The organism is Sporomusa acidovorans, from assembly GCF_900101845.1.
GTDB classification, from domain to species: domain Bacteria; phylum Bacillota; class Negativicutes; order Sporomusales; family Sporomusaceae; genus Sporomusa; species Sporomusa acidovorans.
The window spans coordinates 89,042-101,514 of sequence record NZ_FNAM01000021.1 but is presented as its reverse complement, the minus strand read 5'-3'; the positions used below and the strand labels follow the sequence as shown (position 1 = coordinate 101,514).

General features: G+C 42.4%; 12 protein-coding genes, 3 tRNA genes and 1 pseudogene. 6 read left to right on the top strand and 10 right to left on the bottom strand.

Annotated features, from left to right (window positions below):
* The 3 genes and pseudogenes from BLR65_RS15400 to BLR65_RS15390 all read right to left on the bottom strand — a co-directional run.
* Window positions 1-336, bottom strand: a 336-nt coding sequence (locus tag BLR65_RS15400; RefSeq protein ID WP_218130639.1) for a hypothetical protein, incomplete at its 3' end; no start/stop codon positions are given.
* A 134-nt stretch (window positions 337-470) separates the two neighbouring features.
* Window positions 471-1,218: pseudogene (locus BLR65_RS15395) on the bottom strand (nucleotidyltransferase domain-containing protein).
* Between the two features lie 23 nt (window positions 1,219-1,241).
* Entirely contained in the window at window positions 1,242-2,345 is a 1,104-nt protein-coding gene (locus tag BLR65_RS15390) for a slipin family protein (protein WP_093795070.1), read from the bottom strand.
* A 291-nt stretch (window positions 2,346-2,636) separates the two neighbouring features.
* Here BLR65_RS15390 and BLR65_RS15385 point away from each other — a divergent pair, with 291 nt between their 5' ends.
* From BLR65_RS15385 to BLR65_RS15375, 3 genes are all read left to right on the top strand, one after another.
* The gene (locus BLR65_RS15385) at window positions 2,637-3,143 is read left to right on the top strand and encodes a hypothetical protein (protein WP_093795069.1); all 507 of its coding nucleotides are present in this window, start codon (window positions 2,637-2,639) and stop codon (window positions 3,141-3,143) included.
* 155 nt (window positions 3,144-3,298) lie between these two features.
* Window positions 3,299-3,886, top strand: a complete 588-nt coding sequence (locus BLR65_RS15380) for a WYL domain-containing protein (protein WP_176772752.1) — start codon at window positions 3,299-3,301, stop codon at window positions 3,884-3,886.
* Window positions 3,887-3,907: 21 nt separating this feature from the next.
* A complete protein-coding gene (locus tag BLR65_RS15375) occupies window positions 3,908-4,897 on the top strand; it encodes a WYL domain-containing protein (protein ID WP_093795067.1) in 990 nt (329 codons plus the stop codon).
* 418 nt (window positions 4,898-5,315) lie between these two features.
* On the opposite strand, the gene BLR65_RS15370 is transcribed toward BLR65_RS15375, so the two are convergent.
* The 6 genes from BLR65_RS15370 to BLR65_RS15345 all read right to left on the bottom strand — a co-directional run bounded on the left by BLR65_RS15370 (window position 5,316) and on the right by BLR65_RS15345 (window position 8,975).
* Window positions 5,316-5,942 (bottom strand): carbonic anhydrase, encoded by a 627-nt coding sequence (locus tag BLR65_RS15370; protein ID WP_093795066.1) that lies wholly within the window; start codon window positions 5,940-5,942, stop codon window positions 5,316-5,318.
* Window positions 5,943-6,215: 273 nt separating this feature from the next.
* Window positions 6,216-7,166, bottom strand: a complete 951-nt coding sequence (locus tag BLR65_RS15365) for an AEC family transporter (protein WP_093795065.1) — start codon at window positions 7,164-7,166, stop codon at window positions 6,216-6,218.
* Between the two features lie 195 nt (window positions 7,167-7,361).
* Window positions 7,362-7,772, bottom strand: a complete 411-nt coding sequence (gene fosX / locus BLR65_RS15360) for a FosX/FosE/FosI family fosfomycin resistance hydrolase (protein ID WP_093795064.1) — start codon at window positions 7,770-7,772, stop codon at window positions 7,362-7,364.
* A 190-nt stretch (window positions 7,773-7,962) separates the two neighbouring features.
* The gene (locus tag BLR65_RS15355) at window positions 7,963-8,613 is read right to left on the bottom strand and encodes a phosphoribosyltransferase (RefSeq protein WP_093795063.1); all 651 of its coding nucleotides are present in this window, start codon (window positions 8,611-8,613) and stop codon (window positions 7,963-7,965) included.
* Between the two features lie 137 nt (window positions 8,614-8,750).
* Window positions 8,751-8,826: transfer RNA gene (locus BLR65_RS15350), tRNA-Phe, on the bottom strand.
* A gap of 73 nt (window positions 8,827-8,899) precedes the next feature.
* Window positions 8,900-8,975 (bottom strand) — tRNA-Asp (locus BLR65_RS15345).
* A gap of 172 nt (window positions 8,976-9,147) precedes the next feature.
* Between BLR65_RS15345 and BLR65_RS15340 the strand changes: the two genes are divergently transcribed.
* From BLR65_RS15340 to BLR65_RS15330, 3 genes are read left to right on the top strand one after another with little or no spacing between them, the layout of a single operon-like run.
* Complete coding sequence (locus tag BLR65_RS15340; RefSeq protein WP_169716763.1) at window positions 9,148-10,869, top strand: histidine kinase; 1,722 nt, start codon at window positions 9,148-9,150, stop codon at window positions 10,867-10,869.
* Complete coding sequence (locus tag BLR65_RS15335) at window positions 10,844-11,575, top strand: LytR/AlgR family response regulator transcription factor (RefSeq protein ID WP_093795061.1); 732 nt, start codon at window positions 10,844-10,846, stop codon at window positions 11,573-11,575. Before BLR65_RS15340 ends, BLR65_RS15335 begins: the two co-directional genes overlap by 26 nt.
* A gap of 21 nt (window positions 11,576-11,596) precedes the next feature.
* Entirely contained in the window at window positions 11,597-12,289 is a 693-nt protein-coding gene (locus BLR65_RS15330; protein WP_093795060.1) for a cache domain-containing protein, read from the top strand.
* Window positions 12,290-12,307: 18 nt separating this feature from the next.
* On the opposite strand, the gene BLR65_RS15325 is transcribed toward BLR65_RS15330, so the two are convergent.
* A tRNA-Val gene (locus tag BLR65_RS15325) sits at window positions 12,308-12,383 on the bottom strand.
* Between the last annotated feature and the right edge of the window lie 90 nt (window positions 12,384-12,473).

The following is a 12,473-nucleotide window of genomic DNA, read 5'->3' as shown; positions in this document are numbered from 1 at the left end:
CTGAAACCGCAGTTCCGGTAACAATTTTTCCTGTACATACCGGTTGTAAAACGCAATGAATTCGTCACTATCATATTTGGCAATTAACCTACGCATCACGTTTTCCGAAAAGAGCCCATTCTCCAGATCTCTTTCCGTATCCCATACATTCCAACCCAATTCGGAAAGCAGTTCAGCGTCAGTGACAGCAAACGGGACATCCGTAAGGCTTGTTTTGAGCTTGAGTTTGGCCGTAACAGCTAGGATAAGCAGAATCCCAAATGGGATCTTCTGATTACTGGAGCGTTTATCTTCCAGGCAATCTGCCAACGGGGCCAGCAAATTTTTCTGCTTCATGGTTACTAGCCCCATTTTCAATATGAAATAGGACGGCATCGCTTTTCCATGGCGAATCCGAACTATAAGATTTAAGGATAGTAATATTAAAATCGTTTCTTCCCCATAAATTTTTAAACACCTTTTCCACCTCGCTAATACGCCCATACTTCGCGAAGCAAACTCATAAAAAATGCATTGAGCTGTTCCATATCACAGAAATTATCTGCCGGAAGCCTTTTGGCGTAATCTTCTAAGTATATTAGCCGCTCTTCAATAAAGCCGTTTAAATCATCCATGCGCGGCTCCACTGACATCTCCTCGCCAGCTATCTTGCGTACAAGGAGTTTCTCTACCTGTTCTTTCAGCTGGGGTTGCCCTTTTAGTTGCGACTCCATAAGCGTATTGAAGGAAATGGGCGGGTGGCAATTTTGCTGCTGCAGCCACATACAGGCCAAAAGAGGGCGAAGGACATAAAAATATTTTTTGGCCTTCACAGTTTCCCCCTTCAGATAACTTCGATAGTTTGATGCCGCCATACTTAGATAATGGTGCATAGAAGTTTTCTTTGCAAAATAAGCAGTCCGAATTTCCTTCATCCGCTCCCTAATTTGATACTCTTCCCGGTAGACTATAGGTGAATCTAACCATTCCATAAGCGCCGGATTATATTTTCTAAGCAGCCCTAAAGTTTTCCGTACGTCCCAGCCATTGACATCCAATAAATCGTTAATGGGATATTCAATAACATCCCTTTTCTTATCAATTGACAAACCGTACATCATAATCGCTATCTTTTGATGGAAATCCCCATGCTCTGCTTCCCGACTCAACTGCAAACAGTATTTTAACCTGCTCTTTTTCCTCAATATTGTTTAATTTGATTAGAATTGTTTCTCTCATAGTCTACTCCAACCTGCGCTTGCTTACCTTTTGACAGCAAGCAGCGAATTTAATTGCTCCAACAGCCCACCGCCATTTAGTGAGATACTGCCAATCTTATCGCAAATTTTTTCTAAGAACTCTAATTCCTTTAAGCGGAAGAGGGTATGATTTTCATCCATTAGTTTTGCAGTATTTAAAAGGCTTCGTGTGGAAGCTGTTTCCTCACGACGCGTGATGACATTCGCTAACGCTTTCTTTTCAGCAATAAGCACAGTATTTAAAATATCCTTAATTTCACCTGGCAGGATGATGTCCTTAACGCCGGCAAACAAAAATTCCGCGCCATAATCCTGCTCCTTTTCCTTCAGAACCTTGAGGACATATGCCGCAATTTCCTGTTTCATCTTCAAAAGATCGTCCAGCTTAAGAGTTCCCACGTATTCGCGCAACACGAGCTGCAACAGGACGTATATCTGTTGTTCATAGTCCTTAACATCCATGACCACCTTAACGGCATCGGTAATCCTATATTGGCAGACAAAGTTAAACCTGAGCGGCACTTTATCCTCAGTCATCATTTCCTGACCATTGATTTCGATTTCACGCTTGCGCATATCCACCTTGACGATATCAACTTTGTTTGAGCCAAGCCAGAAATAATGTCTACCCGGCTCTAACAGGCGCTGCATTTTGTTATCGAAATAGAGAACACCCTTCATATATGGTTCAATATCATAGATGGCCGAATAAGCCCTAAGCTGAGGCCTGGCCAGCAGATTGCGGTCAATGTGCACGGCAATCTCCGGATTACTGACATCCACAATATTAAACGTATGTTTCTTTAAAATATTCCAAAAGGCATACTTCCCGGTGCCAATAACTTCCTGAAATTTTTCATCAATAAAATGAAAGACCAATTCCTGATCTCCAATATTTATTACATCAAGTTCTTTGCACAAGTTTTCATCCTTCAAAAATATATCGATATCATAACCTTCTACATAAAAGGGCTTGGTTATATCCAGAATTTCGATTTTAGTTTCGGAAAAAGGCAATATAAAATGCTTACCCGGTTTTAAGACCTCTTTGTAATTTCCATCTTTAAATAATAACCCTCTTTCATGATCCTTTATTGTTATTCTCATGACGTATTCCTCCGTCTTATAATTTCGCAATTGCGCCCCTATCCAAGGAATCTCCGCAGACTTTCATGACGGGATGTTAATTAAGCAGTTGACTTTGCTATACCGGAGGCAAAAAAAACAACGAAATTTTCCCTTGCTTTTGGCCTTGGGAATAGCAAGTCTCAGCGATATCCTCAACATCGCGAAGCCCAGGTCTGCTGTTGGCTGCAAAAAAGTTTGCGACCTTTCGAATGATTGACAATAATTCCTATTTTGATATGATAAAGTCATTACAAAATGATGGTGATAAAAATGGCTGGATTTACAGAACTAATCAAAAACTTTGATAAGATAAGAGATTATGCCCGTGATTTTCTAGTATACGGCTACAAATGCCGCGGCGACTATACCCGCAAGAGCAGCCGTAGCTATAATAATGAACGTCGAAGAATCGAAAGTTATCTTGCCAGATACGTGAAGTGGGAAACCAGTGCCCGCGGAAAAAATCTATTTATCAATACAAACACAGCCGATCTATCCCAAAATCCGCTGTTTTCCGTATGGGAAACAAAGACCTTTACATCTAATGATTGCCTGCTTCATTTTTACCTTTTCGCCATCCTTATGAAACTGCCAGGCTTAACTGCCCAAGAGGTCTCCAATATTCTGTATGACCAATACTTGTCATCTTTTGAAAATCCCCCTTCGCCGGATCCAATGACTATCCGCAATAAACTTAACGAATATGCGGATGCCGGTTTATTCAGCAAACAAAAAAAGGCAAAACCCTGCATTATTACGTCAGCCATGACCCATTGACTCAGGATTTCCCAAATATATTCAATAACCTTATAACCCCTGTACACTATTTTGAAAACATTACGCCTGCCGGAGTACTAGGCTACTTTATCCGTCGTGATAGCGGCCAGAATCATAGCCCCTTTTCCTTCCGACATCTATTTACCTCGCACACCTTGGATGACGAAGTATTTATTAATATACTTACCGCCATACAAGAAAAGAAAATGGTCCACTTTGAAACTTACAGCAGCCGTTCAAAAAACCCCTTTCGTCAAACCATCCTTCCGCTTAGAGTTGCTATCAACGTAAAACATGGACGCCGATACCTGCTGGCCTATAATAAGCGCAAACATAACTTTTTTTCGTTCCGCCTGGACTACATCAAAAACGTGCATATATTGGAGGAAAACCCTGATTTTGATAAACGTTTGACCGAACTTGAAACCAGGTTTTCCTCTTCCTGGGGTATTTTTCTCGGCAGAAAGAATCATCTTGAACAACTTGAGATGGTTATTTCTATCAACGAAAGCACGGAAGCTTATGTTCTCACGCGGCTAAAACGCGAAGGTAAACACGGTACGATAGAAAAAGTGGCCGACAATACTTTCGTCTATCGTATTGAAGTAACCGACACGCAAGAGATGGTGCCGTGGCTACGAACATTTATCGGACGGATTATATCCATAAAAGGCTCCAACCAGCAGGTAATCAAACAATTTACCGATGATATTATGCACATGGCGGCTATGTACGAGGAATAAATCCGCAAGGAAGGATGCAATATGGAACTTTTTAGCGAAATTCATAGCCGATACTTTTATATAATCAGCGAAATCTTAAAAACGGCAGCCGTCCGCAAGCTCACAGGTGAAGACATTGCGGCAACAGTTTCCAGACTTGGTTTTGCTGAAACTTCTCTAGAGCTCACTCCTCAGCTTCTTAACATCACCAATAATGGATATTTCCTGCTTAAAAATGATTCCTCCGGTTATATACCGCTGGTAGAAAATGTCCCGCCCCTTACTTTAACAACCCTCCAAAAGCGTTGGCTTAAAGCCATAATAGAGGATAAACGCTTTGCGCTTTTTGCCGATAAAAATGAGCGTAATTTCTATAGATCCCTACTTTCTGATATTGAACCGCTATATAATCCAAATCATCTCATCACCGTTGACATGGCAAGTGATGGCGATCCTTATGACAGTGATGAATATAAAAACATATTCTCTACTATCTTGCAGGCCATTCAAACCGGGAAAGTACTTCTTATTCGCTATGAAAGCGGTAAAGGCAATCGGCTTTCATCATATTTCGCCCCTTATAAACTTGAGTATTCCATGAAGGATGATAAGTTTAGATTGGTTTGCGTAAGAGTGCGCCAAAAGAAGTTCAGAAGTCTTTATAAATTAAACCTCTCACGAATTACGTCTGTAGAGCTTATGGACTGGAATACGCTTTCCGACCTCGCCGGGTACGTCCAAAGCCTTCGTGTTCCAGAACCAATCGAAATCGAAATCACCAATGAGCGCAACGGATTCGAAAGAATCTTTACTCAGTTATCTAATTTTGAACGTGTCTCGGAATACTTTGAGGATACAAAATGCTGTCTCATGAAAATCTACTATTATGAAGTTGATGAAATGGAACTTTTAATCACTTTACTTTCCTTTGGTCCAGTGATTCGGATATTAGGTCCAGAGCGTTTTAAAAAACAGGCAGTCGAACGAATAACTGCCCAAAAACAGTTATTTATTTCTAATGATGACATATAAGCAGCTTGTTTCCTCTCCAGATCTTTTTCTGCGTCAAATAAGCGTCAACGTACAAAAAGGGCCTTGCCGGCTACTGCCGCAAGGCCTTGATTTATCTCATTTTTTCTATTGGTTGTCCATAACAAGTTTACGCTTTGGGAAGTCGGTACTCTACCACTGAGCTACGCCCGCATGTGTATGAATCTAGATATCATATGGATTCTTAAGCATTTTCTACTGTACTTTTTCAACAGTACAATATTCAGGAAGCTGGTACTCCTCCCTTGCTTGCATATTATATCATTTTCCGAATACCATATGCAAGCCCCGTCGCATAGCAATTGTTGTATCATTAGGTAACGAATGTTTATATTTATCTGATTGATAAATATAAAAAACTAACTGGATGCCAACAATAGTTTGTCCTGGCTCAATACACCTAGCCATTTGCTAAACGAAATTCTCCCAAGTTTTTATCGTAAATAAACACTTCTCCGGTTTCAATAATATAATACCAGCCACTTAACATTAATTGTCCTGAAATTGTTTTTTCATAAATATATGGATATCCCATTAAATGCTTTAATTGCTCCACAACATTAGCCTGCTCCATCATCCACCTGCGAGCTTCTATATCATCCTTTGCAATTTCTTTTAAAATACGATCCCGTACCGGAATAGCCAACTCCATCCATCTCTTAGTGTGGGGCATGTTATTTAAACGTTCTGCTGGCCCTAGGCATGCGGCACAACCGCCACAATGAGAATGTCCGCAGACGATAATGTTTTCCACGCCTAATGAAAGTACCGCATACTCTATTGCAGAAGTAGTCGACACATATTCCGGCGTTTCGCGATATGGCGGTACGAGATTAGCTATATTTCGGATAATAAAAAGCTCACCCGGCAGTGTTTTAGTAATTAAATTAGGATCTACCCGCGAATCTGAACAAGTAATAAACAGGGTGTGTGGTTTTTGTTCTGACTTTAAACTTTTAAAAAGATCGCGATGATTTTCAAAGTCATCACGTCTAAATTTCACTATCCCATCCAAAAGCCGCTGCATGTTATTATACCTACTTTCAATTTCATCCTTTAATTTAAGTTGACGCTAGTGGTCTATAAACCTTAATTCTGTAGTGTTCTTACGAGATCTTTTCCGCCCTTGCTTTGTTGTCGTAAAAGATATAATTACCTTCTTTGGGCCTCCGCAGATAGTAAATTTATTCATCAGCTTTTTCTTAATTCCTTCCAATAAATTATATATTTTTACACTTTATCCCATGCAGACAAAGGTGCTTATTTTATTCATACGCAACTAAACAAAGAAAGATAACACCTAAATAGCAAAGTAGTTAAACAATACCATGTAGAGGGGGATGACTACCATCGCAATTACGGTAGTGACCGTCGTCGCCACAGCCGCAAATTGATAATCTGCATTATATGCTTTGGCGATGATAGATGCACTGGCTATGATCGGCATTGCCGACTGGACAATAAATACTTCTTTCATCATCGAAGGCACAGGTATTACTAATGTAAGTAAAAATACCAAAAACGGGGCTATGATAAATCGGCCTAGAACAAGGGCAGCCACATCTTTACTTAAATTTATTTCAGCGGGATTTACACTGTAAATTGATATTCCAATAAATAACATTGATAGCGGTGTTGTACAATTGCCCAAGTATCTACAAACATCGGTAATAAAGGGCGGCAGTTTTATATCAGCCATTACCAATAGGATGCCGACAAAAAAACCGATCAGCGGCGGTGAAAATATGTTTTTTACCGTTTGGTAACTTAATAACTTAGGTTTATGGCCGCAACCGTCGCGACTAATTAAATAAATGCCTACTGTCCAGAATAATGATGTATTGGCAATATAATACAACAAAACATAAGGAATGCTTTTGTCGCCGAAGAGTGCCAAATTGATTGGCAACCCGATAAAGATTGTATTGGAAACGAAAAACATACAGCTAAAAATACCCTGACGTTTCGCGTCCACGCCGATAAACTTGCTTATTAACCAGCCAACCATATAACAGGTTATCATGGAGGTAAAAGGAATAATGATTCCACCCACCAGATCAAGCAATTTTTCATGATCAAACGTATTGGTCAGATTCCAAACCATATAGGCCGGCAAGGATATCTTAATAACCATTGTTGTAAATATCTTGGCGGTATGTTCATCAAACATCCCTTTTTTTGCCAGCATATATCCGAGGAATATCATAATAATTATACTTAAAATACTTTCAAACGAATTAACAAATATCATTCCCTGATCTCTCCTTCATATTTTTTTATCATATCATCAACAAGATCAGAGGTAAATAGGTGTTTCACCACATTTATCCGAACAAAAAACCTCCTGTCGTCAAACAAGAGGGTTTTGGTTATTCACATTCATATTTTCAAAAGATAGTTTGATTTTCTGTGTTTTTCCGCTACATACTGCCCCATTCACAAAATATTATTTTATGATCTCCGCGTATCTTGCGAGCCGTTCTGCCAGTGTACCGGTATGCAATTCAAACAAATGATGATCAAAATCATAAAAATATAAGGACCGGCCCTCACCTTCCACTCTGGACCGGGGCGGTTTAACCTCCAATCCCAGAGCCTCAATTCTGGCCTTATACATCGCGAAGTCTTCTTCCGATATCTTAAAAGCAACATGGTTATACGTCCGTTGCGATAATGACTCCCCCGCCATTACTGCGATCCACTGGCCACCAATTAAGAAAAACTTTTCTTTGGTCAAGGAAAATGTTTTATCGCCGCTTGCATATATTTCTTCTGCATCAAAAATAGCTTTAAAAAATCGTGTTGCGCTCTCCAGCTCTTTTACAATAAAAGTTATATGGCTAATACCCTCAATCACTCTTAAAACCTCCTTCCGTGATTACTATATTAACACAAGTTACTGGATAAAAGCGCCTTTTCTTGATGGTCCTGGTAACAACCGCCGAGGAAATTACCAGATCCCTCCTCTAACAAAAAAAGGCCAGATATCCAATTAAAGACACCGGCCTTCCTTCTTTATGGGAAAAAGCTTGCTCTGCAGTTTACGATTACAGTCGAACAATCGAATTCGGCGAAAAGCGATGGTATTCCAGCGCCTCCTGATCTGTCATTTCCTTAAAATCCTTATAATAGCTGCCAACTGCCGTAAATACATCCCGTTCATCAAGGCACACCACTTCCACTTGTACTTCGCGGAGCTTTTGAGTAATATCAGTAGGAGCTACCGGTACAGCGACCGTTATGCTGGCCGGGTTCCACTTCTGCAGCCATTTGACTGCTGCCCGTATGGTATATCCAGTGGCAATCCCGTCATCGACAACAATGATATCGCGCCCTTTAACTTCCTGATTTTTAATAATCATAGCTTCGTAGACCTTGACCCGCTGGTCAAATACCTTGCGGGCTTCTGCCGTCAACTTGTCGAAGTTTTCCTGCTTTACCCCAATGCTGCTGACATACTGATTGTCATGAATCAGGCTGCCATCCGGCATAATAGCGCCGATGGCAACTTCCGCATTAAGTGGATGCCCGATCTTTTTCGCAATAAGAACGGCCACGTTGGCTTGCAGTTTAGCGGCAATGGGGGATGCTACCGCAAGTCCGCCGCGGGGAACTGCCAGGATATAGGGATTTTTCAAGTTTCGCGCAGCTAATTTTTCCGCAAGCAGTTGTCCGGCATGAGTACGGTTGTCAAACATAGGCTCACCCTCCTTAAATTCCTGTTAATATAATTTGTGTCAAACACAACTTTAATACCAAAAACCAGTTTGTCCGGACAATATTTTCATCAATAAATTCAGGAAAGAAAAAACACACCTACATGGTGTGTTTTTTCTGGTGCCTCAGGGCAGAATCGAACTGCCGACACGAGGATTTTCAGTCCTCTGCTCTACCGACTGAGCTACCGAGGCGTATTCGACTGTCGATTTTCGACTTGCGATGTTCGATGTGGTTAATCGAAGATCGCATATCTAATGTCGAAGATGGCGACCCGGAAGGGACTTGAACCCTCGATCTCCGCCGTGACAGGGCGGCATGTTAACCACTACACCACCGGGCCGTTACCAAGTGTTATTATATATTAAGTTAACATCATTCGTCAAGAACTCATCGGGAGTTGTTTAAAAACCCTACCCATAAACTTTTAGGAATATTTCGAAAAGCCCTGTTGCGAAAAAAGGGAACCGCGTCCTTTTGCCGAATATTCTTTCTAGATTATCATGGAGGCCTTTATGACAGTCTTTACTCTGCTAGAAATCATAAGCGCTTTGTCCTTTATTGCTATGACGGCTTATCTCACAGGGCGTAGCCGTTTTATTATGCGCTGCGCCCGCTATCCTTTCAGTTGGGTAAGCCAGTTCCCTTTGGTTGTGTTGTTCGCTTTTTTAGCGATAACCGGTAACTACAATACATTACCCTGGGGAGAGCCACTCGTAACAACGCGTTTAATCGGCATATTACTGGCAGGCATTGCCGGCGGACCGATCACTGGCTTTTGCGTTGGTCTTATTTGTGCCGGTTACTTAATCGTCATTGATTATTCAGCTATAGCACCCGCACTGTTTATAATTTTGGCCGGAACTTTTTCCGGCATGTTGCGGCTTCATTTTAATTTTCACCAGTTTACGCCGCTGATGGGGGCCGGCGTGGCATTAGTTGCCGAATTATGCCAAATCGTCTTTATCGCCCTGTTTCCCGGCGAACCCGTCACCCAGTTCCCCAATCTTAAAGCGCTTATATTTACCCCTGTCGTTAGCATGATCGGCGTATGCTTATTTCTTTATATTATTAAGTGGATTGAAGCTGAACAAGACATTTACGGCGCCCGCGCAGCGCAACTGTCGCTGGCAATTGCCAGTCGTACGCTTCCCTTTCTCAGGCTGGGCTTTAATTCACATTCAGCCAAAATAACCGCCAATATCATTTACGAGTTAGCAAAAGCGGATGCGGTTTCCATCACCGGCAGGTATAAACGTCTGGCGTTTATTGGCAAGGGAACCGAACATCATAAGCCGGGCGAGCCGATTCTCTCGGCAGCCGTAAAAGAGGCAATTACCAGTAAAACAATGAAGATCATTAATACGCCTTCTGATCGTGGCTGCCCGTTTCCCTACTGCCCGCTCAAGGCCGGAGTAGTGGTTCCGTTGTTTTCCGGCGACAAAGTCATTGGAACCATCGAAATTGCCCGAGTAAACGAAGAAACTGTATCCGAACTGGATATTCATATTGCCGATGGAATTGCTAATTTACTGTCTGTTCAAATTCAGTTGGCGGAAGTCGACAAGCAGCGAAAAATGCGGGAAAAGGCTGAACTTAAGGCACTACGGGCCCAGATTAACCCCCACTTTCTCTTCAATACCATCAATATCATTATGTCCTTTACCCGCACTGACCCGGACAAGGCCCGCAGCCTGTTAGGCAGTCTGGCTACCCTAATGCAGCGTGGCTATTCCAATCAGGATGAGCTGGTAACTCTCCAGTATGAATTAGCGGCGATCATGGCCTACCTGGAAATTGCCATGTCCCGCTTCGGCGACAGATTGGACGTTGCTGTTAACGTGGATGACGAGGCAACTACTGCTCTCATTCCAGCCTTATCCCTACAGCCGCTTGTGGAAAATGCTTTAAACCACGGTTTATTCCCCAAGCTGGGAAGTTGCTTACTCGTCATTGAAGCTTATATCGAAGAGGACACGCTGATTATCACGGTTACTGACAACGGGGTGGGAATTCCCCCAGAAAAGCTCACCCAGATACAAGCCGGTCATTCGGAGGGAGTGGGTATCATGAATGTTCACCAACGATTAACCAGTCTCTATGGAACAAAGTATGGCCTGACAATTAACTCTAAACCAACATTTGGGACTGAGGTTTGGCTGCGAGTCCCGTTCCAGGAAAGCGCAGCCGTACAGAAGGAAGTGGGTTCTTGTGAGAACAAAAGCAGTTATTGTTGATGATGAACAGCCTATATGTGACGAAATTGAGTATTTACTCAGCCAACATCCCGACATGGAAGTCTGTGCCAAATTTACCAACTGCGTAGACGCGCTTATTTATATTCTGGAAAAAAAACCGGAATTAGTTCTGCTGGATGTCAGCATGCCCGGTATGTCGGGCCTGGAAATGGCACAGCGGTTAAACAGTATGAACAAGCCCCCCTATATTGTTTTTATCACCGCCTATCCGGAACATGCGGTTGACGCTTTTGCAACGCCAGCCGTTGGCTATATTACTAAGCCAATTACGGCAGAAAAACTCGCTCAGACTTTGACTAAAATCCGGCATCTCTCCTCCAAAACTATACCGGACAAGAAAACTGCCCAAATTGCTAAGGTTTGCGTACTGGCTGGCGGCAAAATTGTTCCTGTAAACAAAAGCGATATTGTTTTTATTTACGTGAAGGACAAAGATGTTTTTGTGCGTACCCGTATTGATGAATTTTCAGCTATGATGACCCTGCAGGAATTCGACAATATGCTGACAGAGGCCAATTTTATGCGCGTTCACCGGCAATATATTATCAATCTGGATGAAGTGCTCGAAATCACCCCTTGGTTTCATGGCTCCTATTTGTTGCGCATGAATGATGCCAATAAGCAGGAAGTGCCTGTTAGCCGTAACCGGGTAAAGCAGCTAAAGATTGCGCTGGGTCTGAAATAGAACCTGTAAGGAGGTCAGGCCATGCGGCTTAGTCTCAAAACAAAATTTTCCATCTTTTTTATTGGGTTAACACTGCTTGTCTGTCTTGTAATCGGCATACTAACCATCCGAGATATGCATACCCAAATTGAAACGGCAATCGCGGAAAAAGCCAAGTCCGATTTGGCTACCGCCCTGGAAATTGCCGATTATATGCGTCCCGGCCCCTGGCATGTGGTAAATGGCGAGTTATATAAAGGCTCTGTTAAGATTAATGGTGATACCGAGCTGGTCGACAGAATTGGCCGTTTGACAGACGATACGGTAACCATCTTCTTAAATAATACCCGTGTTGCCACCAACATCATGCGGGATGGCAGCCGTGCCACCGGAACGGTTGCTGCCGATTATGTTACGGAAACCGTGCTCAATGGCGGAAAAATCTATATCGGAGAGGCCGAAGTGGTAGGAGTTAAATATCAAACCGGCTATATCCCGCTCAAGGATGATTCCGACCGCATTATCGGCATGTTCTATATTGGTGTTTCCAAAAAGCTGGCCGACCAGCTTAAACAAAGTTTTATCGCCGTTGCCGTTTTGTCGGCGCGCATCGCCTTATTGTTTGTTCTTGCCGCTTCCTGTTTTATTCCCGTTGATACATGGGCAACCATATCGTCAAGCCGTCCCTGGCCTAAAACCAGAAAACCCAATCAAGAAAAGGCAGTACACAATTAATTGTGTACTGCCTTTTCTTGGTGGGCGATGACAGGATCGAACTGCCGACATCCTGCTTGTAAGGCAGGCGCTCTCCCAGCTGAGCTAATCGCCCGATAAATTAAAATTAGGATGTTCTTCGCTATCGCTCAGAACTAAGCGATTCGCACAGGTTTCTATGTCGCTTTCGCTCGTAGAAACCTGG

What these genes read in the sequence shown, in the direction of transcription:
- BLR65_RS15330 (WP_093795060.1), top strand. Translation starts at nt 11,597, where the DNA reads ATGCGGCTTAGTCTCAAAACAAAATTTTCCATCTTTTTTATTGGGTTA.
- BLR65_RS15370 (WP_093795066.1), bottom strand. Translation starts at nt 5,942, where the DNA reads ATGCAGCGGCTTTTGGATGGGATAGTGAAATTTAGACGTGATGACTTT.
- BLR65_RS15365 (WP_093795065.1), bottom strand. Translation starts at nt 7,166, where the DNA reads ATGATATTTGTTAATTCGTTTGAAAGTATTTTAAGTATAATTATTATG.
- BLR65_RS15390 (WP_093795070.1), bottom strand. Translation starts at nt 2,345, where the DNA reads ATGAGAATAACAATAAAGGATCATGAAAGAGGGTTATTATTTAAAGAT.
- BLR65_RS15385 (WP_093795069.1), top strand. Translation starts at nt 2,637, where the DNA reads ATGGCTGGATTTACAGAACTAATCAAAAACTTTGATAAGATAAGAGAT.
- BLR65_RS15340 (WP_169716763.1), top strand. Translation starts at nt 9,148, where the DNA reads ATGACAGTCTTTACTCTGCTAGAAATCATAAGCGCTTTGTCCTTTATT.
- BLR65_RS15375 (WP_093795067.1), top strand. Translation starts at nt 3,908, where the DNA reads ATGGAACTTTTTAGCGAAATTCATAGCCGATACTTTTATATAATCAGC.
- BLR65_RS15355 (WP_093795063.1), bottom strand. Translation starts at nt 8,613, where the DNA reads ATGTTTGACAACCGTACTCATGCCGGACAACTGCTTGCGGAAAAATTA.